Raw genomic sequence first — 17,684 nt, 5'->3', positions numbered from 1 at the left:
CGAAAGGCCACCCTTGCCTGAGCATTTGCTGGCGTGTGGGTCTAGCCTTGACGACTGAAACCCATCCCCGCGCGCGTACACCGGAAGAGGCGAACCAACCCGTGCCGCAGTCCTCAGGCAGCCAGTCTCCCGAACAGCCCTCCGCCGACTTCGGCGCCAACGAGTGGCTCGTGGAGGAGATGTACGACCAGTACCAGAAGGATCCCGGCAGCGTTGACCCCACGTGGGTGAAGTACTTCCAGGCCAACGGCAACGGCGCGAACGGCGCCGGCCACAACGGTGCTGCGACCCGGACCGAGGCCAAGCCGGTGCCGGCCAAGGCCCCCGAGAAGGCCCCGCAGAAGGCGGCTGAGAAGGCTCCCGAGAAGCCCGCGGCGAAGCAGGCCGAGAAGCCCGCCGCCGCCAAGGCCGAGGAGAAGGCCCCGGCGCCGGTGGCCAAGCCGCGTCCGGACGCCCAGGCGGCCGAGCCCGCCAAGGGCACGACCAGCCCGGTCCCCAAGGACAACAAGCCCGCGGCACCGGCAGCGGCGAGCGACGAGCCGACGTTCACCGTGCTGCGTGGCGCCCCCGCCCGCACCGCCCAGAACATGGACGCCTCGCTGAGCGTGCCGACCGCGACCTCGGTCCGCTCGGTCCCGGTGAAGCTGCTGTGGGACAACCGCACGGTCATCAACAACCACCTCGCCCGCGCGCGCGGCGGCAAGGTGTCCTTCACCCACCTGATCGGCTACGCGCTCGTCAAGGCCGTCAAGTCGATGCCGGAGATGAACGTCGGCTTCGACGTCGTCGACGGCAAGCCGAACCTCATCACCCCGGCCCACATCAACCTCGGGCTCGCGATCGACGTCCCCAAGCCCGACGGCAGCCGCCAGCTGCTCGTGCCGAGCATCAAGGCCGCGGAGACGATGGACTTCGCCGGCTTCTGGACCGCCTACGAGGAGATCGTGCGCAAGGCGCGCGACAACAAGCTCACGGTGGAGGACTTCAAGGGCACCTCGATCTCGCTGACCAACCCCGGCGGCATCGGCACCAGCCACTCGGTCCCGCGCCTGATGAAGGGCCAGGGCGCCATCATCGGCGTCGGCGCGATGGAGTACCCGCCGGAGTGGCAGGGCGCCTCCGACGAGGCCATCGCCCGCAGCGCGATCAGCAAGGTCATGACGCTGACCTCGACCTACGACCACCGCGTCATCCAGGGCGCGCAGTCGGGCGAGTTCCTCAAGCGCGTCCACCAGCTGCTGCTCGGTGGCGACGACTTCTACGACGAGATCTTCCGCTCGCTGCGCATCCCCTACGAGCCGATCCGCTGGTCGAAGGACATCGCGACCACGCACGACGACGACATCAGCAAGCAGGCACGGATCCTCGAGCTGATCCACGCCTACCGGGTCCGTGGTCACATGATGGCCGACACCGACCCGCTGGAGTACCGCCAGCGCAGCCACCCCGACCTCGAGGTCGAGTCGCACGGCCTGACGCTGTGGGACCTCGACCGGGAGTTCGCGACCGGTTCGTTCGGTGGCTCGGGTCGCCCGTTCATGAAGCTGCGCAACATCCTCGGGATCCTGCGCGACTCCTACTGCCGCACCACCGGCATCGAGTACATGCACATCATGGATCCCGAGCAGCGCCGCTGGATCCAGGAGCGAGTGGAGCAGCCGCACACCAAGCCGCCGCGCGAGGAGCAGCTGCGGATCCTGCTCAAGCTCAACCAGGCCGAGGCGTTCGAGACCTTCCTGCAGACGAAGTTCGTGGGCCAGAAGCGCTTCTCCCTCGAGGGTGGCGAGACCACGATCCCGGTCATCGACGAGATCTGCGAGGCGGCCGCCGAGGCCGAGCTCGACGAGGTCACGATCGGCATGGCCCACCGCGGTCGGCTCAACGTGCTGGCCAACATCGTGGGCAAGAAGTACTCCCAGATCTTCCGGGAGTTCGAGGGCAACATCGACCCGCGCACCGTTCAGGGCTCCGGCGACGTGAAGTACCACCTCGGCGCCGAGGGCGAGTTCGAGGCCGGCTCGAAGGACCGCATCAAGGTCTCGGTCGCCGCGAACCCCTCGCACCTCGAGGCGGTCGACCCGGTCCTCGAGGGCATCGCCCGCGCCAAGCAGGACGTGCTGAACAAGGGTGCCGACTACCCCGTCCTCCCGCTGCTGGTGCACGGTGACGCCGCGTTCGCTGGTCAGGGCGTGGTCGCCGAGACGCTGAACCTCAGCCAGCTGCGCGGCTACCGCACCGGCGGCACGATCCACCTGGTCGTCAACAACCAGGTCGGCTTCACCACCTCGCCGGGCTCCTCGCGGTCCTCGCTCTACTGCACCGACGTGGCCCGGATGGTCCAGGCGCCGATCTTCCACGTCAACGGCGACGACCCCGAGGCCTGCATCCGGGTCGCGCGGCTCGCGTTCGAGTACCGCCAGGCGTTCAAGAAGGACGTCGTCATCGACCTCGTCTGCTACCGCCGTCGCGGTCACAACGAGGGCGACGACCCGTCGTACACCCAGCCGCTGATGTACGACCTCATCGAGCAGAAGCGCTCGGTCCGCAAGCTCTACACCGAGTCCCTCATCGGTCGTGGCGACATCACGATCGAGGAGGCCGAGCAGGTCCTGCGCGACTACCAGCAGCAGCTCGAGCGGGTCTTCACCGAGGTCCGCGAGGCGAGCAGCCAGCCCTCGGAGTGGACCACGGTCCCCGACTACCCCGAGAAGCCCGCGGGCGAGGCCGAGACCGCGGTGCCGGTCGACGTCCTCAAGCGCATCTCGGACGCCTACGTCACCCCGCCGGCGGGCTTCACGGTCCACCCCAAGGTGATGCCGCAGCTGCAGCGTCGCGCCGCCGCGATCACCGACGGCCCGATCGACTGGGGCACCGGCGAGATCCTCGCCTTCGGCTCGCTGCTGATGGAGGGCCGCCCGGTGCGGCTCGCCGGCCAGGACTCGCGCCGCGGCACCTTCGTGTCCCGCTTCGCGACCATCATCGACCGGGTCAACGCCGACGAGTGGACGCCGCTGGCCTCGCTGACCGAGGACCAGGCCAAGTTCTACGTCTACGACTCGCTGCTCTCCGAGTACGCCGCGCTCGGCTTCGAGTACGGCTACTCCGTGGCCCGCCCCGAGGCACTCGTGCTGTGGGAGGCGCAGTTCGGCGACTTCGTCAACGGCGCGCAGACGGTCATCGACGAGTTCATCACCTCGGGCGAGACCAAGTGGCGTCAGCAGTCCGGTGTCGTCCTGCTGCTCCCGCACGGCTACGAGGGTCAGGGCCCCGACCACTCCTCGGCCCGCATCGAGCGGTTCATGACGATGTGCGCCGACGACGCGTTCGTCGTCGCCCAGCCGTCGACGCCCGCGTCGTACTTCCACCTGCTGCGCCAGCACTCGCTGGGCGAGGAGCACCGACCGCTGATCGTCTTCACCCCGAAGTCGATGCTCAAGCGCAAGGAGGCGGCCTCGAAGCCCGAGGACTTCACCTCGGGGTCGTTCCGGCCGTTCATCAGCGACGCCGGCGCCGACCAGGACAAGGTCGACACGCTCCTGCTGTGCTCGGGCCGCGTCACCTGGGACCTGATGGTGGAGCGGGCCAAGCGGGAGAACCCCGAGCGGTTCGCGATCGCCCGGATCGAGCAGCTCTACCCGCGCCCGCTGGACGACATCAAGGCCGAGATCGCCCGCTACCCGCACCTGAAGTCGGTGCGCTGGGTGCAGGACGAGCCGGAGAACATGGGCCCGTGGCCGCACTACGCGCTCAACGTGTGGCCGGAGGTCGACGCCCAGGTCGAGCCGGTGACGCGCGAGGCCTCGTCCTCGCCGTCGGTCGGCACGGTGAAGCGGCACCAGGCGGAGCAGAAGGACCTGCTCGAGCGGGCCTTCCGCTGAGCTGGGACGCGTCAGCGGACCAGCTGATGGTGGTCGAGGGAGCGGCACGGCTGAGCCCGCGAAGCCGTGGCCCGCGTGTCGAGACCTGATGAAGGAAGCAGGAAGTCCAGCCATGTACTTCACCGATCGCGGGATCGAGGAGCTCGAGAAGCGCCGGGGTGACGAGGAGGTCACCCTGGCGTGGCTCGCCGAGCGGCTCCAGGAGTTCACCGACACGCACCCCGAGTTCGAGACGGCCGTCGAGCGGTTCGCCACCTGGCTGGCCCGCCTCGACGACCCCGAGGACTGACGTGTCGTACCCCTCGGCGCCCTGGCAGCTGCAGGGCCAGCTCTGGCTCTCCCTGTTCAGGGTGCCCGAGGCGGTCGACGCCGATCGCCCGGCGGGCGTGTACGGCGCGGCCTTCGTCAGCTACGAGCCGGACAGCCCGCTGACCTACTCCGAGCTGCTGGTCGCCCGCCCGGTGGATCGCCAGGTCCGCATCACCGACATCTGGGTGGACTCCCCCGCCTCGAAGGCGGGCGGCCGGGAGCTGTGGGCGATCCCGAAGAAGCTCTGCGACTTCCGCCTCGAGACGAGCCACACCGGTCCGCTGTCGCGCACCGAGTGGTCGGCGACCCTGGAGCGGCGCCCGATCGCTGAGGCCCGGTTCACCGACGTCTCGAGAGCCGCCGTGCGGCTGCCTTTCCGCGCCGGTGTCCGCCAGCCGCCCCTGGAGACCGGGGGCCATGAGGGGCGGGCAGCGATGCGCGGGACGGCCAGGACCCTGCCGTGCCGCGGCCAGTGGGACTTCGCCCCCGACGGCCCGCTCGGCTGGCTCGCCGGACGGCGCCCCGTGGCGTCGTTCCGGACGGTGGGCTTCCGGATGTCGTTCGGCTGACCTCAGGCTGCGGGGGCGTTGCGCTCAGGCTGCCGGCGCGTTGCGCTGGGCCGCCACCTGCACGATGGTGCCCGGGTAGCAGCAGTTGCACAGGTGCACCAGGTGACCGACGAAGTGGGCCGGCACCCCTGACGCACGGGTCAGGTCGACGGTCAGCCGGCACGCCGTACGACGGAACGCGCGCTCGACCTCCTCGTGCACCAGTGACCAGGCGTCGCGGTCGAAGTCGCCGCTGAGCTCGAGGGTGCTGGTGTCCGGGTCGTAGTGGGAGGCGAATCTCGTGTCCATGGATCCTCGGTTCGGTCGACGGCCTGGTCTCTCGTCCCCCGAGGACTGTCACCTACCCGGGCCCCGGTGACCCGAACCACAGGTATAGACATTTCACTCGTCGTGGTCGCCGGCCGCCCTCCGCGCGGAGTCACGGATCTCGAAGATCTCCGTCGCGAAGCCGCCCAGGACCCCAGCCACGTCACGCACCGCGCCGGTGACGATCGAGGTCACCTGGCCCACGGTGCTGGCGGCCGCCTGCACGGCGTCCTGGACCACGTCCTTGCGGATCTCGGCCTTGCTCAGGTGATCCTTCATGGCTCCAATCCTCAGGCAGCGACCGGCTGGTCGACAACCGTGTCCGTGCCGCGGGCGCGCCGATCGGGCAGCGCGAGGCGGCAGATCTTGCGGGCGACCGAGCCGAGCTGCCGGCGCAGGGGTCCGGTGTTGTAGGCCAGGCCGTAGCGCTCGCAGATGTCCCGCACCTCCTCGGCGATCTGCGGGTAGCGGCGGGCCGGCAGGTCCGGGAAGAGGTGGTGCTCGATCTGGTGGGAGAGGTTGCCGGTCATGAGGTGGAACAGCCGGCCGCCAGTGATGTTCGCCGAGCCGAGCAGCTGGCGGTGGTACCACTGCCCGCGCGACTCGTCCTCGCACTCCTCCTGGGAGAACGTCGCGACACCCGCCGGGAAGTGTCCGCAGAAGATGATGTTGAACGCCCAGATGTTGCGGACCAGGTTGGCGGTCGCGTTGCCGGCGAGCGTCAGCGGGAACAGCGGTCCGGTCAGCGCGGGGAACAGCACGTAGTCCTTGAGCGCCTGGCGGCGCACCTTGCGCATGATCCCGGCGTGCAACGCCTTGTTGTCCGACAGCCTGCGACGCCCGGCCACGATGTTCTCCACCTCGAGGTCGTGCATCGCGACGCCCCACTCGAAGAAGACCATCAGCAGGAACGCGTAGAGCGGGTTGCCGAGGTAGTAGGGGTGCCACGGCTGGTCCTCGTCCATGCGCAGGATGCCGTAGCCGATGTCCCGGTCCTTCCCCAGGATGTTGGTGTAGGTGTGGTGGATGTAGTTGTGGGAGTACTTCCACTGCTCGCTGGGACAGACGTTGTCCCACTCGTACATCCGCGAGCTCAGTCCGGGGTCGCCCATCCAGTCGTACTGGCCGTGCATGACGTTGTGGCCGATCTCCATGTTGTCGAGGATCTTGGACACAGAGAGCGCGGCGACGGCGAGCGGCCAGGCCGGGGGCAGGTAGAACAGCGCACGGCCGGCGACCTCGAGGCCGCGTTGGGCCTTGACGACCCTGCGGATGTACGCCGCGTCCTCCTCGCCGAGGTCGGCGAGGACGCGCTGGCGGATGGCGTCCATCTCGGCGCCGAACGCGTCGAGCTGGTCGGGGGTCAGCTTCTTCTGGTGGGTGGAGCCTGTGGGGACCATGGGGTTCCTCTCGTGGGTCAGAGGTCGACGACGCAGTCGCCGACGGGGGCGGAGACGCAGATGCGGATGTCCTCGTCCGGCCGCGAGGACTCCTCGCCGGTCAGGACGTCGCGGACGGTGCCCTCGCTCTTGCGCTGGGTGCAGGAGAGGCAGATGCCCATCCGACAGCCGCGCTCGGGCGTCAGGCCGAGCGCCTCGGCCTGCTCGAGCAGCGTGGCGCCGGTGTTGGGCGCCACCCGCCCGGAGCGGCTGAAGGCGACCTCGCCACCGGAGGTGCCGGTCGGGACGCGCGGCGGCTGGAAGTACTCCACGCTCAGCGCGTCGGAGCCGTCGTACGCCGCCTGCACCGCCTCGATGAGCGGCGCCGGACCGCAGGCCCAGGTGGGCACGTCCCGATAGCCGGGCACCAGCCGCTCGAGCCAGGCCGGCGAGAGCGCCGGGTCTCCGAGCTCGGGGTGCAGCAGATGCACGTCGATGCCGTGACCGGAACGACATACCTCCTCCAGCTCCGCGGCGAAGATCTGGTGGCGGGGGCTCCGGGCGTAGTGCACGAAGGTCACCCGGCCCCGGTGGGTGCGGCGCTGCAGCGAGCGCAGCATGGACATCACCGGCGTGATCCCGGATCCGCCGGAGACGAGCAGCACCCGCTCGGGCACCCGGTCCGGCAGCACGAAGCCGCCCTGCGCCTGCGACAGGTGCACCATCGTGCCGGGACGCACCCGCTCCACGAGGTGACGGGACACGCTCTGCCGACCGGGGGCGTCCGGGTTGCCGCGCAGCGTGATCGTGATCCGGTCCCCCGGCCGCGACTCCGGGCTGGAGACGGTGAAGACCCGGGTCGTGCGGCGTCCTCCGTCGACCTCGATGCCGAGCTGGACGTGCTGGCCGGCCCGATGGCCCTGCCAGGTCGCCGTGGGCTGCAGCGTGACCGTGGCGACCGGCGGGTGGCCGGCGACGTCGACCTCGCGGTCGACGGCGACGACGCGGGCGCGAACCTCGTGCGCCGCCCACATCGGGTTGACCTGCTCGAGGTAGCGGTCCACGCCGTGCGGCGAGGTGAGGGCGGCAAGGGCCCGGGAGCGCAGGAGGCGCCCGGCCGCGCCGGCGGCGGTGATGGTCATGCTGACCCCTCCGATTCGAGTGAACAGTCGTTCACTGAAACTATGCAGACATACCCGGAGTACGGTCAAGCGTCGCGCGCGTGAGCCCGACCACGCGCGCCGCTGCCGTGGACACGCGTTCACCCGCGACTACGATCGAGGGCATGGCGGAGCTGTCGGCATCCCGCCCCGAGACGAGGGGCGAGCGCAAGGAGCGCACCCGTCGCGCCATCCTCGACGCCGCACTCTCCCTCTCCGAGGAGAGCAGCCTGGGGGCCCTGTCACTGCGGCAGGTGGCCAAGGAGGTCGGCATCGTGCCGACCGCGTTCTACCGACACTTCGACTCCCTCGTGGCCCTCGGGCTGGCGCTCGTCGACGAGTCGTTCGCCTCGCTGCGCGCGATGCTGCGCGACGTCCGCCGCGGCGGGCCGGCCTTCGACGACATGGTCGACACCTCCATCGACGTCCTCGTCGACCACGTGCACCGGCAGCGCGCGCACTTCCTCTTCATCGCCCGCGAGCGCGCGGCCGGGCCGCCGGCGGTCCGGGAGGAGATCCGGCACCAGATCGAGCTCTTCGAGCGCGAGCTGGCGACCGACCTCGCCCGACTCCCCGGCACTGACCCGTGGTCGGCCGAGGACCTGCGGGTCCTGTCGAACCTCATCGTCACCGCTCTCGTCGCCACCGCGGAGGCCATCCTGAGCGCTCCGGCCCGACCCGAGGCGGAGAAGGCGCTGGTGGAGACGGCGCGCACCCAGCTGCGGATGGTGCTCGTCGGGGCGCTCAACTGGCGCTCCCACCCCTGATCCGGATTCCCGAGATTCGCTCCCCGGCGCGCGGAGCGGTGGTGCACTGGTCGCATGGGACTCGCCGCCGACCTGGGCTACGCCTTCCGGCGACCCAACGCCTTCCAGCGGCTGGTGCAGGCGTTCGCCTCGACGCGTCCCGGTGCCTGGCTCTTCGCCCGGACCCTGCGGCACCTCGACGACCTCGTCGGCCGGCTCACCGGCGGCCGGCGGAGCGTGCCCGAGCTGCTGGCGGGCCTGCCCGTCGTCGACGTGACCACCACCGGCCGCAGGTCGGGGCTGCGGCGCACCACGCACCTCATCTCCGTGCCGCTCGGGGACACGCTCGCCCTGCTCGGCACGAACTTCGGGCAGCCGGGCACCCCCGCCTGGGTGCTCACCCTCGAGGCGGACCCACGTGCCACGGTCGCCTTCCGCGGCGCCACGCGCGACGTCGTGGCCCGGCCCGCGACCGAGGCGGAGTTCGCCGAGGTGATGGCGAGCTCGGTCGGCGTCTACGGCGGCTACGCGAAGTACCGCCGCAGGATCACCGGCCGGCGGCTCAGGATCTTCGTGCTGGAGCCGGCCTGACGGTGACGTCCGGGATCGTGGAGTCAGCGGGCAGGTCGACGACGTGGAGGATGGTGGCGGCGACGGTCGCGGCGTCGCTCCACCGGGCGGCGTCGTACTCCTTGCCCTCCTGGGCGTGCACCTTCTCCTGCATCGGCGTGGCGGTGCGGCCCGGGTAGACCGTGGTGACCCGGACCCCGTGCTCCTGCTCCTCTCCCCGCAGGGCGTCGGCGAGCGCGCGCAGGCCGAACTTGGACGCGGCGTAGCCCGACCAGGTCGGGTTGGCGGCGAGCCCGGCTCCGGAGTTGACGAGGACGACCGTGCCGCCGGCGGCCCGCAGGGCCGGGAGCAACGCGCGGGTCAGCACGGCCGGAGACGTGAGGTTCACGTCGAGCTGTCGTTGCCAGTGGCCGAGGTCGAGGTCGGCGACGGGCTCGAGGTCGACGACCCCGGCGACGTGCAGCAGGGAGTCCACCCGCTCCGGGAGGGCGGCGCCCATGAGGGCCCTCTCCACCCCCGCGGGGTACGCGAGGTCGGCGACCAGGGTGTGGGCGCCGGGGTGGGCCTGCTCCAGCTCGGCCGCTCGCTCCTCGCTGCGCGCGAGCAGCCAGAGCTCGTCACCGCGCTCGTGCAGGCGCTCGGCGAGCACCGCTCCGATGCCGGAGCCGGCACCGGAGACGACGTGGGTCCTCATCGGGTGAAGACGACCTTGCCGAAGACGTCGCCCTCGGCCATCGCGGCGAAGCCCTCCGCGGCCTGCGTCATGGGCAGGGTGCGGTCGATGAGCGGCCGGGCGCCGGAGGCGTCGAGCAGCGTGACCAGCGACGCGAGCTCGGCGCGGGTGCCCATCGTGGAGCCGATCACCTGCAGCTGCAGGAAGAAGATGCGGGTCAGCTCGGCGTCGTCGAGCTTCGGCCCCGACGTGGTGCCGGAGATGACGATCTTGCCGCCCGGGCGCAGCGCACGGATCGAGTGGGACCAGGTGGCCCGGCCGACGGTCTCCATGACCGCGTCGACCTTGACCGGGAGGCGGGCGCCGGACTCGAAGACCTCGTGCGCACCGATCTCGAGGGCACGCAGCCGCTTCTTCTCGTCCCGGCTGGTGGCGAGCACGCGCAGCCCCCCGGCCCGCGCCAGGGTGATCAGCGCGGTCGCCACTCCCCCGCCGGCGCCCTGGACCAGAACGGTGTCACCCGCCTTGAGGTTCCCCTGGGTGAAGAGCATGCGGTACGCCGTGAGCCAGGCGGTGGGGAGGCACGCGGCCTCCTCGAACGAGAGCGACGCCGGCTTGGGCACCACGTTGCCGCGCGGGACCACGACCTTGTCGGCGAAGGTGCCCTGGTGGCGCTCGGAGAGCAGCGACCGCTTCGGGTCCAGGGTCTCGTCGCCGGTCCAGCCCGGGTCGCTGACCACCGCGTGCACGAGGACCTCGTTGCCGTCCTCGTCGTACCCGGCCGCGTCGCAGCCGAGGATCATCGGCAGCGCCTCCTCGCGCAGCCCGACCCCCCGCAGCGACCACAGGTCGTGGTGGTTGAGGGAGGCGGCCTTCACCGTGACGGTCGTCCACCCGTCCGGGGCGACGGGGTCCGGGCGCTCGCCGACCACGAGGCCGGACAGCGGGTCGTCGGAGGAGAACTTGTCGGCGTAGACGGCGAACATGTCCCGACCCTAGCGGGGAGCGACGAAGGAGCTCACGGCGTGGGTCGGGAGGTTGAGCAAGCCCGCGACCGAGCCTGCGAGGTCGCGACGGCGCGTCGAAACCCGACCTACCGATGCCGCCTAGCGCCGCGCGACGCCGTCCCGGCGGGCGGCCTCGGCCACCGCAGCCGAGACCGCGGGCCCCACCCGGGGGTCGAACGGCGAGGGGATGACCATGTCCTCGGCGAGGTCGTCGCCCACCAGGGCCGCGAGCGCGTCGGCGGCCGCCAGCTTCATCCCCTCGGTGATCGCGGTCGCGTGGACGTCGAAGGCTCCCCGGAAGATGCCGGGGAAGGCCAGCACGTTGTTGATCTGGTTCGGGAAGTCCGAGCGTCCGGTGGCGACCACCCGGGCGTGCCGGTGGGCCACGTCCGGGAGGACCTCGGGGATCGGGTTCGCGAGGCCGAAGATGATCGCGTCCGGCGCCATCGTGGCCACGTGCTCCTCCGGCACCGTGCCGCCCGAGACCCCGATGTAGACGTCGGCGCCCACCAGCACGTCGGCCAGGGAGCCCGTGCGGCCGTAGTTGTCGGCCGTGTCGACCGCGAGGGCCCGCTTCACCGGGGTGAGGTCGCCGCGCACGGAGTTCAGCACGCCCTTGCGGTCGGTGACCGCGAGGTCCTTGATGCCGGCCTCCAGCAGGATCCGGGCGACCGCGACACCGGCCGCGCCGGCCCCCGAGATCACGACCCGCGTCGACTCCGGGCTGCGCCCGGTCAGGCGCAGCGCGTTCTTCAGTGCGGCCAGCGCCACGACAGCGGTGCCGTGCTGGTCGTCGTGGAAGACCGGGATGTCGAGGCGGTCCTTGAGCCGCTGCTCGATCTCGAAGCAGCGCGGCGCCGAGATGTCCTCGAGGTTGATCCCCCCGAAGCTCGGCGCCAACCGGGCGACGGTCTCGATGATCTCCTCGGTGTCGGTGGTGTCGAGGCAGATCGGCACGGCGTCGACGCCCCCGAACTGCTTGAACAGCACGGCCTTGCCCTCCATCACCGGCATCGCGGCGGCGGGCCCGATGTCCCCGAGGCCCAGCACGGCGGTGCCGTCGGTGACGACGGCGACGGTGTTCGGGACCCACGTGTAGTGCTGGGTCATCGCCGGGTCGGCCGCGATCGCCTCGCAGACCAGGGCGACGCCCGGTGTGTAGGCGAGCGAGAGGTCGTCGGGGCCGGACAGGGAGACCGTCGACCGGGTCTCCATCTTGCCGCCGACGTGCAGGTCGAACACCGGGTCACCGGCACGGGGATGGGGCGTGTCTGCTGCCATGACCAATCTGACTCTCCGTCGCGAGGCCTTCGGGGACGAGGGGGTCCAGCTCGACGCGGAACGGGTGGCTCGCGGAACTGGTCACACCAGGGGATCTCCCTGGCCACAGTCTGGCACAGCGGGGGCGAGCGACCCGACGCCGTCCACGAGCCACGTCACGGCCCGCTCACCGGCCCGGCTGGTCCGCGCAGCCGCCCGGGTCGAGGCCACACCCGCCACACGGCCACCGCCCGCACCTCCTCCGCCGCGACCGGCCCGCGGTGCCGGGAGTCGACGCCACGATCGGGGTTGTCGCTCAGCAGCCACCACGCCGGGCCCCCGGTCCGGGAGGTACGCCGCTCCACCGCACGCTTCACGGCCAGGGTGCCGTCGGGGAACCGGGCCACCACCAGGTCGCCGCGCCGCACCGGCACGGCGTACCGCACGAGGAGCAGGTCGCCGGCCGCCAGTGTCGGCAGCATCGACTCGCCGCGCACCCGCGCGAAGCCGAATGGCGGGTGCTTCCGGGGGTACGAAACCTCCCCGAGTGGTCGCCGCGGCACGGGAGTAGTGTCGCAGTCGACACGCCGAATCCCCACGAGAGGACACTGGATGTTCGCGCGACTTTTCGCACCCACCGTCGAGGTCTCCGCCCACTGCGACCTGCCCTGTGGGGTCTACGACCCGGCACAGGCCCGCATCGAGGCCGAGTCGATCAAGGCGATCATCGCCAAGGTCGCGGACAACGACGACCCGGACTTCCGCACCCGGGCGATCCTGATCAAGGAGCAGCGCTCCGAGCTCGTCAAGCACCACCTGTGGGTCCTGTGGACCGACTACTTCAAGCCCCCGCACTTCGAGAAGTACCCCCAGCTGCACACGCTGGTGAACGAGGCCACCAAGCTGGCCGGCGCGACGGGCACGAAGGGCGAGCTCGACGCGGGCAAGGCCGACGAGCTGCTCGCCAAGATCGACGAGATCGCGGAGATCTTCTGGGAGACGAAGAAGGGCTGACGAAGGAGGCCCTGCTTCGTCTTCATCGGCGACTGAGCCTGCGAAGTCGTCGTACAAGAAGGGCTGACGAAGGAGGCCCTGCCTCGTCTTCATCGGCGACTGAGCCTGCGAAGTCGTCGTACAAGAAGGGCTGACGAAGGGCTCAGATACGAGGCTCGAAGAGCTGAGAGGCTCGACACGTGTGACGGGGTCGGTCACCGGGTACATCACCCGGGGGCCGGCCCCCACTAGTCTGCAGCTGCTGCGCACTCACCACGGAGGACGACGATGTCATTGAGCGGGCCACTGACCGGGCCGGCGAGCGGTCATTCCCAGGACCGCGCGGACGTGGAGCTTCGAGTCCCGGCCGACAGCGCCTACGTGTCCGTGCTGCGGACCACGACGGCGGGGCTCGCGGCGCGCCTGGACTTCCCGATCGACGACATCGAGGACCTCCGCATCGCCGTCGGCGAGGCGAGCGCCATGGTGCTGCCGGAGGCCGATGAGGACGGCGACCTGAGCTGCCGGTTCTACATGCAGCCGGGCCGGCTGACGGTGACGGTCGGCGTGCCCTGCTCGCACGGCGCGCTGCGCCCCGACTACGACAGCTTCGCCTGGCAGGTGCTCACCACCCTCGCCACCAGCGCCTCGGCCGACACCGACGGCGGCCGCTTCACCATCACCCTCTCCATGGAGTCCGGCCATCTGGAGGCCGGCCTCTGACATGGACCTGGACATCACGGGGGACGACGCCAGCACGCAGGACGTGCTGCCGTCCGGCGTCGAGGTCACCCGACGTCGGAGCGCGGAGCTGTTCGGACAGCTGCGCGACCTGGACGCGTCCGCAGCCAGTCGGGACCACGCCCGGGAGGGCCTGGTGCACCTGCACCTCCCGCTGGTCGAGCACTGCGCGCGACGCTTCCGCAACCGGGGCGAGCCCTTCGAGGACCTCGTCCAGGTCGGCACGATCGGCCTGATCAAGTCCATCGACCGGTTCGACTCCGACCGCGGGGTCGAGTTCTCGACGTACGCGACCCCGACGATCATCGGGGAGATCAAGCGCTACTTCCGCGACAAGGGCTGGGCGATCCGGGTGCCGCGGCGGCTCCAGGAGCTGCGCATGCAGATCGGCGCCACGACCGCCGAGCTCACCCAGTCGCTGGGCCGCTCCCCCACGCCTCGTGAGCTGGCCGAGAGCATCGGCTGCACGGTCGAGGAGATCGTCGAGGGGATCGAGTCCAGCAACGCCTACTCCACGCTCTCGCTCGACGCGAGCGACGACAGCGACGACGGCGCGGCGACGATGCTCGATGCCATCGGTGTCGACGACCACAACCTCGAGCACGTCGAGATCCGCGAGTCGATCAAGCCGCTGCTCGACCGGCTGCCGGCTCGGGAGAAGAAGATCCTGCTGCTGCGCTTCTTCAAGAACATGACGCAGTCGCAGATCGCCGACGAGATCGGGGTCTCGCAGATGCACGTCTCACGCCTGCTGAACCGGACCCTGGAGCAGCTGCGCGCCTCCCTGGAGGAGCAGAGCTAGCTGCGGTGCCCGTCACGTCCGGGGTCGTCGGAGAGCGCGTCGAGGCTGTCGGGGTGGAAGATCCCCGCCATCACGACGACCCCGACCACCGCCAGCCCGATCGCGATCGCCGGCGACTCGTGGTAGTTCCAGGCCAGGCCCAGCATGATCAGCTGGGTCAGCACGACCGGGCTGCGAGCCCACGACTGGCGACGCACCAGCGCGCGGGCGGCCCACAGCAGCAGGGCGCCGTAGCCGACGAAGAACGCCGTCGTGGTCACGCCCAGCATCACCCGGTCCGAGGACAGGTTGCCGAGCTCGAGGACCCCGAGGAGGGCGAGCAGCAGGCCCTCGACGGCCACCAGGGAGGCGGCCACCACGAGGGGGGCTGGACGGGCGGTTCGTGCGCTGGTCACGGCGCCAGCGTAGAGACCCCGCCGGCGGCTCCCGACGTCAACCAGCCCCACGTGTGACGCTTGTGACGGAAACACAAGGGGCTCAGGGGTTGTTTAACGGTCCAAGAGTTGCCACGCTAGACGACGCGCTCGCGAACGCCTCACACCGACCCCCTGTACACCCCGGTGCCGCTCGCGAACGCTCGCAGGGCTGTGAGAACTCCTGACCTGTACGTACGTAGAAGGAAAGAGGGATCCCCCAGCCATGGATTGGCGCCACCGTTCCGCCTGCCTCGACGAGGACCCGGAGCTGTTCTTCCCGATCGGTAACACCGGTCCGGCCATCCTCCAGATCGAGGAGGCCAAGCAGGTGTGCCGTCGCTGCGAGGTGCGCGAGCAGTGCCTCGCCTGGGCGCTCGAGGCTGGCCAGGACCACGGAGTCTGGGGCGGCCTCAGCGAGGACGAGCGGCGCGCTCTGAAGCGTCGCAACGCCCGCGCCCGGGTCCGCACCGCCTGACCTCACTCCAGCGGTACGTCGATCGCGGCCCGGGTCCCCCGACCACCGGGGGCCGGGCCGACCTCCAGCTGTCCCCCGAGCTCGGACTCCACCAGGGTCCGGACGATGGAGAGCCCCAGGTTCGTCGACCCGTCGAGGTCGAACCCCTCCGGCAGCCCGCGTCCGTCGTCCTCGACGGCGACGTGCAGCCTGCCCACCAGCCGGCGCACGGTGACCACGATCTCGCCGCGGACCGGCTCCGCGGCGTCCTCGGGGTAGCCGTGCTCGACGGCGTTCTGCAGCACCTCGGTGAGGATCATGGCCAGCGCCGTGGCCACCTCCGAGGGCAGCACCCCGAACCGGCCGTCCCGGCGCACCCGCACCCGGTCCCCCAGGGCGCTCACCTCGGTCACCATCCGCCCCAGCCGGTCGGCGACCTCGTCGAAGTCGACCTGCTCCTCGACCGCCTGGCTGAGGGTCTCGTGGACGATCGCGATCGAGCCGACCCGGCGCACGGCCTCCTCCAGGGCAGAGCGGGCGGCCTCGGAGTCCATCCGACGCGCCTGGAGGCGTAGCAGCGCCGCGGCCGTCTGCAGGTTGTTCTTCACCCGGTGGTGGATCTCGCGGATGGTCGCGTCCTTGGTGACCAGCTCGCGGTCGCGCCGCCGGAGGTCGGTGACGTCGCGCACCAGCACCAGCGCACCGATGTGGTCACCCTGGGGGCGCAGCGGGATGGACCGCACGATGAGGGAGACCCCGTCGTTGCCGATCTCGGTGTCGCGGTGGGCCCGCCCGCCCAGCACCGCGCTCAGCGTCTCCTCGTCCGGCCGGCGCCGGGGCGGCACCAGCTCGCGGGTCAGCTCGGCGAGCGAGAGGCCCGCCAGGTCGCCCGACAGCCCGAGCCGGCGGTAGACCGAGAGCGCGTTGGGGCTGGCGTAGACGACGCGGCCGGCTGCGTCCACGCGGAGGAAGCCGTCACCGACCCGCGGCGAGTCCGCGTGGTCGCTGCGCTGCCCGGGCGCCGGGAAGTACCCGTGCGCGATCATCTGGGTGAGGTCGGCGGCGGTCTGCAGGTAGGACAGCTCCAGCCGGCTCGGCGTGCGGACCCCCAGCAGGTTCGTGTTGCGCGCCACCACCGCGATCACCCGGCCACCGCGCCGGACGGGGATCGTCTCGACACGCACCGGCACGTCGTCGCGCCACTCGGGGTCGCCCTCACGCACCAGCCGGCCCTGCGACCAGGCCATGTCGAGCATCGGGCGCCGCCCGACCGGCACGAACGTGCCGACCACGTCGTCGACGTACGCCGTGGGGCCGGTGGTGGGACGCATCTGTGCCCCGGCCCAGAACCCCTGGCCCGCCCGGTCGGGCAGCCACAGCACCAGGTCGGCGAAGGAGAGGTCGGCGATGATCTGCCAGTCGGCCTGCAGCAGCTGCAGCCAGGCCACGTCCTCCTCGTCGAGGTCGGTGTGGCTGCGCACGAGCTCGGTGAGGGACGGCACGGCACAGGTCTACCACCCGGGGACCACCGGGCCGGTCGCCGTTCGGCCTTTGGCAGGATGGCCCCCATGTCGGGGTCGTACTGGAGCCAGGTCCATGCCGAAGGGCTCGCGGTCCCGTCGGACCGACCGCTCGACGAGCTGACCGCCGAGCTGACGCGCATGCTCGGTTCACCCGACCCCGCGCAGCGCGACGGCACGGCGTACCCGACGCTGGCGACCTGGGTCGACCGCGGCGTGTACGACGACCTGCTGGCCGGTCTCGGGGACGGGATGGCCGCGGGGCTGCGCGTCGGGATCGGCGAGTCCGACACCGACACCGTGTTCCGGCGCAGCTTCTCGGCGCTCGTGCTGGCCGAGTGCATCAAGCGCGACAACGGCCGCCCGCTGCTGCCCGGCGGCAAGATCCTGGAGTGGGGCGACCGGATCGCCACCTGGCTCCTGCGCGAGCGCGACCTGCGCGGCTTCGTGCCCGGCAAGGGCTGGGCGCACTCCGTGGCGCACGGCGCCGACGCCCTCGGCGTCCTCGCCGCCTCCCCGCACTGCTTCAAGCCCGAGCTGACCGTCGTGCTCGACGTGATCGCCGACCGGGTGCTGCTGCCGGTGGACAGCCTGTTCACCGCCGGCGAGCCGGACCGGCTGGCCCTGGCCACGATGAAGGTGCTGCGCCGCAACCAGGTCCCCCTGACCGTGCTCGAGCCCTGGATCGCCCGGATCGCGGCGGCGGCCGGCAGCCACGGCTCCTACGACGACCGCGACCCGTTCCTCGTCGGCGGCAACGCCCAGGCCTTCCTGCGCTCGCTCCACCTGCAGCTCGCGCTCGGCCCCCGGCCGCCGGAGGTCCGCTCCGACCTGCTGCTCGTCCTGGTGCAGGCGCTGAAGTCGACCAACCCCCACTACCTCGTGGCTACGCCCGAGTAAC

The 17,684-nt window shown here is 71.1% G+C and carries 20 protein-coding genes; 10 read left to right on the top strand and 10 right to left on the bottom strand.

Features of this window, described 5'->3' with window-relative positions; translation table 11 throughout:
- Positions 1–101 precede the first annotated feature (101 nt).
- The 3 genes from ACZ43H_RS03705 to ACZ43H_RS03695 all read left to right on the top strand — a co-directional run bounded on the left by ACZ43H_RS03705 (position 102) and on the right by ACZ43H_RS03695 (position 4,756).
- Positions 102–3,878 (top strand): multifunctional oxoglutarate decarboxylase/oxoglutarate dehydrogenase thiamine pyrophosphate-binding subunit/dihydrolipoyllysine-residue succinyltransferase subunit, encoded by a 3,777-nt coding sequence (locus ACZ43H_RS03705; RefSeq protein WP_464587850.1) that lies wholly within the window; start codon positions 102–104, stop codon positions 3,876–3,878.
- A 112-nt stretch (positions 3,879–3,990) separates the two neighbouring features.
- The gene (locus ACZ43H_RS03700) at positions 3,991–4,167 is read left to right on the top strand and encodes a DUF6104 family protein (RefSeq protein ID WP_180936248.1); all 177 of its coding nucleotides are present in this window, start codon (positions 3,991–3,993) and stop codon (positions 4,165–4,167) included.
- 1 nt (position 4,168) lies between these two features.
- Positions 4,169–4,756, top strand: a complete 588-nt coding sequence (locus ACZ43H_RS03695; protein WP_464587849.1) for an acetoacetate decarboxylase family protein — start codon at positions 4,169–4,171, stop codon at positions 4,754–4,756.
- Between the two features lie 24 nt (positions 4,757–4,780).
- Here ACZ43H_RS03695 and ACZ43H_RS03690 read toward each other — a convergent pair whose 3' ends face one another.
- From ACZ43H_RS03690 to ACZ43H_RS03675, 4 genes are all read right to left on the bottom strand, one after another.
- Positions 4,781–5,044, bottom strand: a complete 264-nt coding sequence (locus ACZ43H_RS03690) for a hypothetical protein (protein WP_379178368.1) — start codon at positions 5,042–5,044, stop codon at positions 4,781–4,783.
- A gap of 93 nt (positions 5,045–5,137) precedes the next feature.
- The gene (locus tag ACZ43H_RS03685; protein WP_464587848.1) at positions 5,138–5,341 is read right to left on the bottom strand and encodes a hypothetical protein; all 204 of its coding nucleotides are present in this window, start codon (positions 5,339–5,341) and stop codon (positions 5,138–5,140) included.
- 11 nt (positions 5,342–5,352) lie between these two features.
- The gene (locus tag ACZ43H_RS03680; protein ID WP_464587846.1) at positions 5,353–6,462 is read right to left on the bottom strand and encodes a fatty acid desaturase family protein; all 1,110 of its coding nucleotides are present in this window, start codon (positions 6,460–6,462) and stop codon (positions 5,353–5,355) included.
- A gap of 17 nt (positions 6,463–6,479) precedes the next feature.
- Positions 6,480–7,583: a ferredoxin reductase gene (locus tag ACZ43H_RS03675; protein WP_464587845.1), complete on the bottom strand. Its 1,104-nt coding sequence runs from the start codon at positions 7,581–7,583 to the stop codon at positions 6,480–6,482.
- A 143-nt stretch (positions 7,584–7,726) separates the two neighbouring features.
- On the opposite strand from ACZ43H_RS03675, the gene ACZ43H_RS03670 reads away from it, so the two are divergent.
- On the top strand, positions 7,727–8,368 hold the full coding sequence (locus ACZ43H_RS03670) for a TetR family transcriptional regulator (RefSeq protein ID WP_464587843.1): 642 nt from the start codon (positions 7,727–7,729) through the stop codon (positions 8,366–8,368).
- A 54-nt stretch (positions 8,369–8,422) separates the two neighbouring features.
- Positions 8,423–8,938: a nitroreductase family deazaflavin-dependent oxidoreductase gene (locus ACZ43H_RS03665; RefSeq protein ID WP_464587841.1), complete on the top strand. Its 516-nt coding sequence runs from the start codon at positions 8,423–8,425 to the stop codon at positions 8,936–8,938.
- Here the strand turns inward: ACZ43H_RS03665 and ACZ43H_RS03660 are convergent.
- The 4 genes from ACZ43H_RS03660 to ACZ43H_RS03645 all read right to left on the bottom strand — a co-directional run bounded on the left by ACZ43H_RS03660 (position 8,910) and on the right by ACZ43H_RS03645 (position 12,420).
- A complete protein-coding gene (locus ACZ43H_RS03660; protein WP_464587840.1) occupies positions 8,910–9,611 on the bottom strand; it encodes an SDR family oxidoreductase in 702 nt (233 codons plus the stop codon). The genes ACZ43H_RS03665 and ACZ43H_RS03660 overlap by 29 nt on opposite strands.
- Positions 9,608–10,576, bottom strand: a complete 969-nt coding sequence (locus tag ACZ43H_RS03655) for a zinc-binding dehydrogenase (RefSeq protein WP_464587838.1) — start codon at positions 10,574–10,576, stop codon at positions 9,608–9,610. Before ACZ43H_RS03655 ends, ACZ43H_RS03660 begins: the two co-directional genes overlap by 4 nt.
- 120 nt (positions 10,577–10,696) lie before the next feature.
- Positions 10,697–11,878 carry an NAD(P)-dependent malic enzyme gene (locus ACZ43H_RS03650; protein WP_464587837.1) on the bottom strand — a complete coding sequence of 394 codons (1,182 nt, stop codon included), beginning with the start codon at positions 11,876–11,878 and terminating at the stop codon, positions 10,697–10,699.
- A 155-nt stretch (positions 11,879–12,033) separates the two neighbouring features.
- On the bottom strand, positions 12,034–12,420 hold the full coding sequence (locus ACZ43H_RS03645; RefSeq protein ID WP_464587836.1) for a S24/S26 family peptidase: 387 nt from the start codon (positions 12,418–12,420) through the stop codon (positions 12,034–12,036).
- A gap of 49 nt (positions 12,421–12,469) precedes the next feature.
- Here ACZ43H_RS03645 and sodN point away from each other — a divergent pair, with 49 nt between their 5' ends.
- The 3 genes from sodN (at position 12,470) to ACZ43H_RS03630 (ending at position 14,393) form a co-directional block, all read left to right on the top strand.
- Positions 12,470–12,871 (top strand): superoxide dismutase, Ni, encoded by a 402-nt coding sequence (sodN, locus tag ACZ43H_RS03640; protein ID WP_379178386.1) that lies wholly within the window; start codon positions 12,470–12,472, stop codon positions 12,869–12,871.
- 327 nt (positions 12,872–13,198) lie between these two features.
- Positions 13,199–13,573 (top strand): ATP-binding protein, encoded by a 375-nt coding sequence (locus ACZ43H_RS03635; RefSeq protein WP_464587834.1) that lies wholly within the window; start codon positions 13,199–13,201, stop codon positions 13,571–13,573.
- 1 nt (position 13,574) lies between these two features.
- Positions 13,575–14,393, top strand: a complete 819-nt coding sequence (locus tag ACZ43H_RS03630; RefSeq protein ID WP_464587832.1) for an RNA polymerase sigma factor SigF — start codon at positions 13,575–13,577, stop codon at positions 14,391–14,393.
- On the opposite strand, the gene ACZ43H_RS03625 is transcribed toward ACZ43H_RS03630, so the two are convergent.
- Entirely contained in the window at positions 14,390–14,788 is a 399-nt protein-coding gene (locus ACZ43H_RS03625; RefSeq protein ID WP_464587831.1) for a hypothetical protein, read from the bottom strand. The two genes, ACZ43H_RS03630 and ACZ43H_RS03625, sit on opposite strands and share 4 nt — an antisense overlap.
- Before the next feature lie 244 nt (positions 14,789–15,032).
- Between ACZ43H_RS03625 and ACZ43H_RS03620 the strand changes: the two genes are divergently transcribed.
- Complete coding sequence (locus ACZ43H_RS03620; protein WP_011755173.1) at positions 15,033–15,284, top strand: WhiB family transcriptional regulator; 252 nt, start codon at positions 15,033–15,035, stop codon at positions 15,282–15,284.
- Positions 15,285–15,286: 2 nt separating this feature from the next.
- Here ACZ43H_RS03620 and ACZ43H_RS03615 read toward each other — a convergent pair whose 3' ends face one another.
- Complete coding sequence (locus ACZ43H_RS03615; protein WP_464587829.1) at positions 15,287–16,765, bottom strand: histidine kinase N-terminal domain-containing protein; 1,479 nt, start codon at positions 16,763–16,765, stop codon at positions 15,287–15,289.
- Between the two features lie 66 nt (positions 16,766–16,831).
- Here ACZ43H_RS03615 and ACZ43H_RS03610 point away from each other — a divergent pair, with 66 nt between their 5' ends.
- Positions 16,832–17,683 carry a DUF2785 domain-containing protein gene (locus ACZ43H_RS03610; protein WP_464587827.1) on the top strand — a complete coding sequence of 284 codons (852 nt, stop codon included), beginning with the start codon at positions 16,832–16,834 and terminating at the stop codon, positions 17,681–17,683.
- The last annotated feature ends 1 nt before the right edge of the window (position 17,684 follow it).

The sequence above is a fragment of the Nocardioides sp. DN36 genome, assembly GCF_055380375.1.
Note: the sequence above shows the minus strand (reverse complement) of the source record. Positions and strands in the feature narration are given on the sequence as shown.

Coding starts and splice junctions, on each gene's coding strand:
- ACZ43H_RS03700 (WP_180936248.1), top strand. CDS start 3,991: ATGTACTTCACCGATCGCGGGATCGAGGAGCTCGAGAAGCGCCGGGGT.
- sodN (WP_379178386.1), top strand. CDS start 12,470: ATGTTCGCGCGACTTTTCGCACCCACCGTCGAGGTCTCCGCCCACTGC.
- ACZ43H_RS03680 (WP_464587846.1), bottom strand. CDS start 6,462: ATGGTCCCCACAGGCTCCACCCACCAGAAGAAGCTGACCCCCGACCAG.
- ACZ43H_RS03685 (WP_464587848.1), bottom strand. CDS start 5,341: ATGAAGGATCACCTGAGCAAGGCCGAGATCCGCAAGGACGTGGTCCAG.
- ACZ43H_RS03675 (WP_464587845.1), bottom strand. CDS start 7,583: ATGACCATCACCGCCGCCGGCGCGGCCGGGCGCCTCCTGCGCTCCCGG.
- ACZ43H_RS03650 (WP_464587837.1), bottom strand. CDS start 11,878: ATGGCAGCAGACACGCCCCATCCCCGTGCCGGTGACCCGGTGTTCGAC.
- ACZ43H_RS03660 (WP_464587840.1), bottom strand. CDS start 9,611: ATGAGGACCCACGTCGTCTCCGGTGCCGGCTCCGGCATCGGAGCGGTG.
- ACZ43H_RS03630 (WP_464587832.1), top strand. CDS start 13,575: ATGGACCTGGACATCACGGGGGACGACGCCAGCACGCAGGACGTGCTG.
- ACZ43H_RS03610 (WP_464587827.1), top strand. CDS start 16,832: ATGTCGGGGTCGTACTGGAGCCAGGTCCATGCCGAAGGGCTCGCGGTC.
- ACZ43H_RS03655 (WP_464587838.1), bottom strand. CDS start 10,576: ATGTTCGCCGTCTACGCCGACAAGTTCTCCTCCGACGACCCGCTGTCC.
- ACZ43H_RS03670 (WP_464587843.1), top strand. CDS start 7,727: ATGGCGGAGCTGTCGGCATCCCGCCCCGAGACGAGGGGCGAGCGCAAG.
- ACZ43H_RS03620 (WP_011755173.1), top strand. CDS start 15,033: ATGGATTGGCGCCACCGTTCCGCCTGCCTCGACGAGGACCCGGAGCTG.
- ACZ43H_RS03665 (WP_464587841.1), top strand. CDS start 8,423: ATGGGACTCGCCGCCGACCTGGGCTACGCCTTCCGGCGACCCAACGCC.
- ACZ43H_RS03690 (WP_379178368.1), bottom strand. CDS start 5,044: ATGGACACGAGATTCGCCTCCCACTACGACCCGGACACCAGCACCCTC.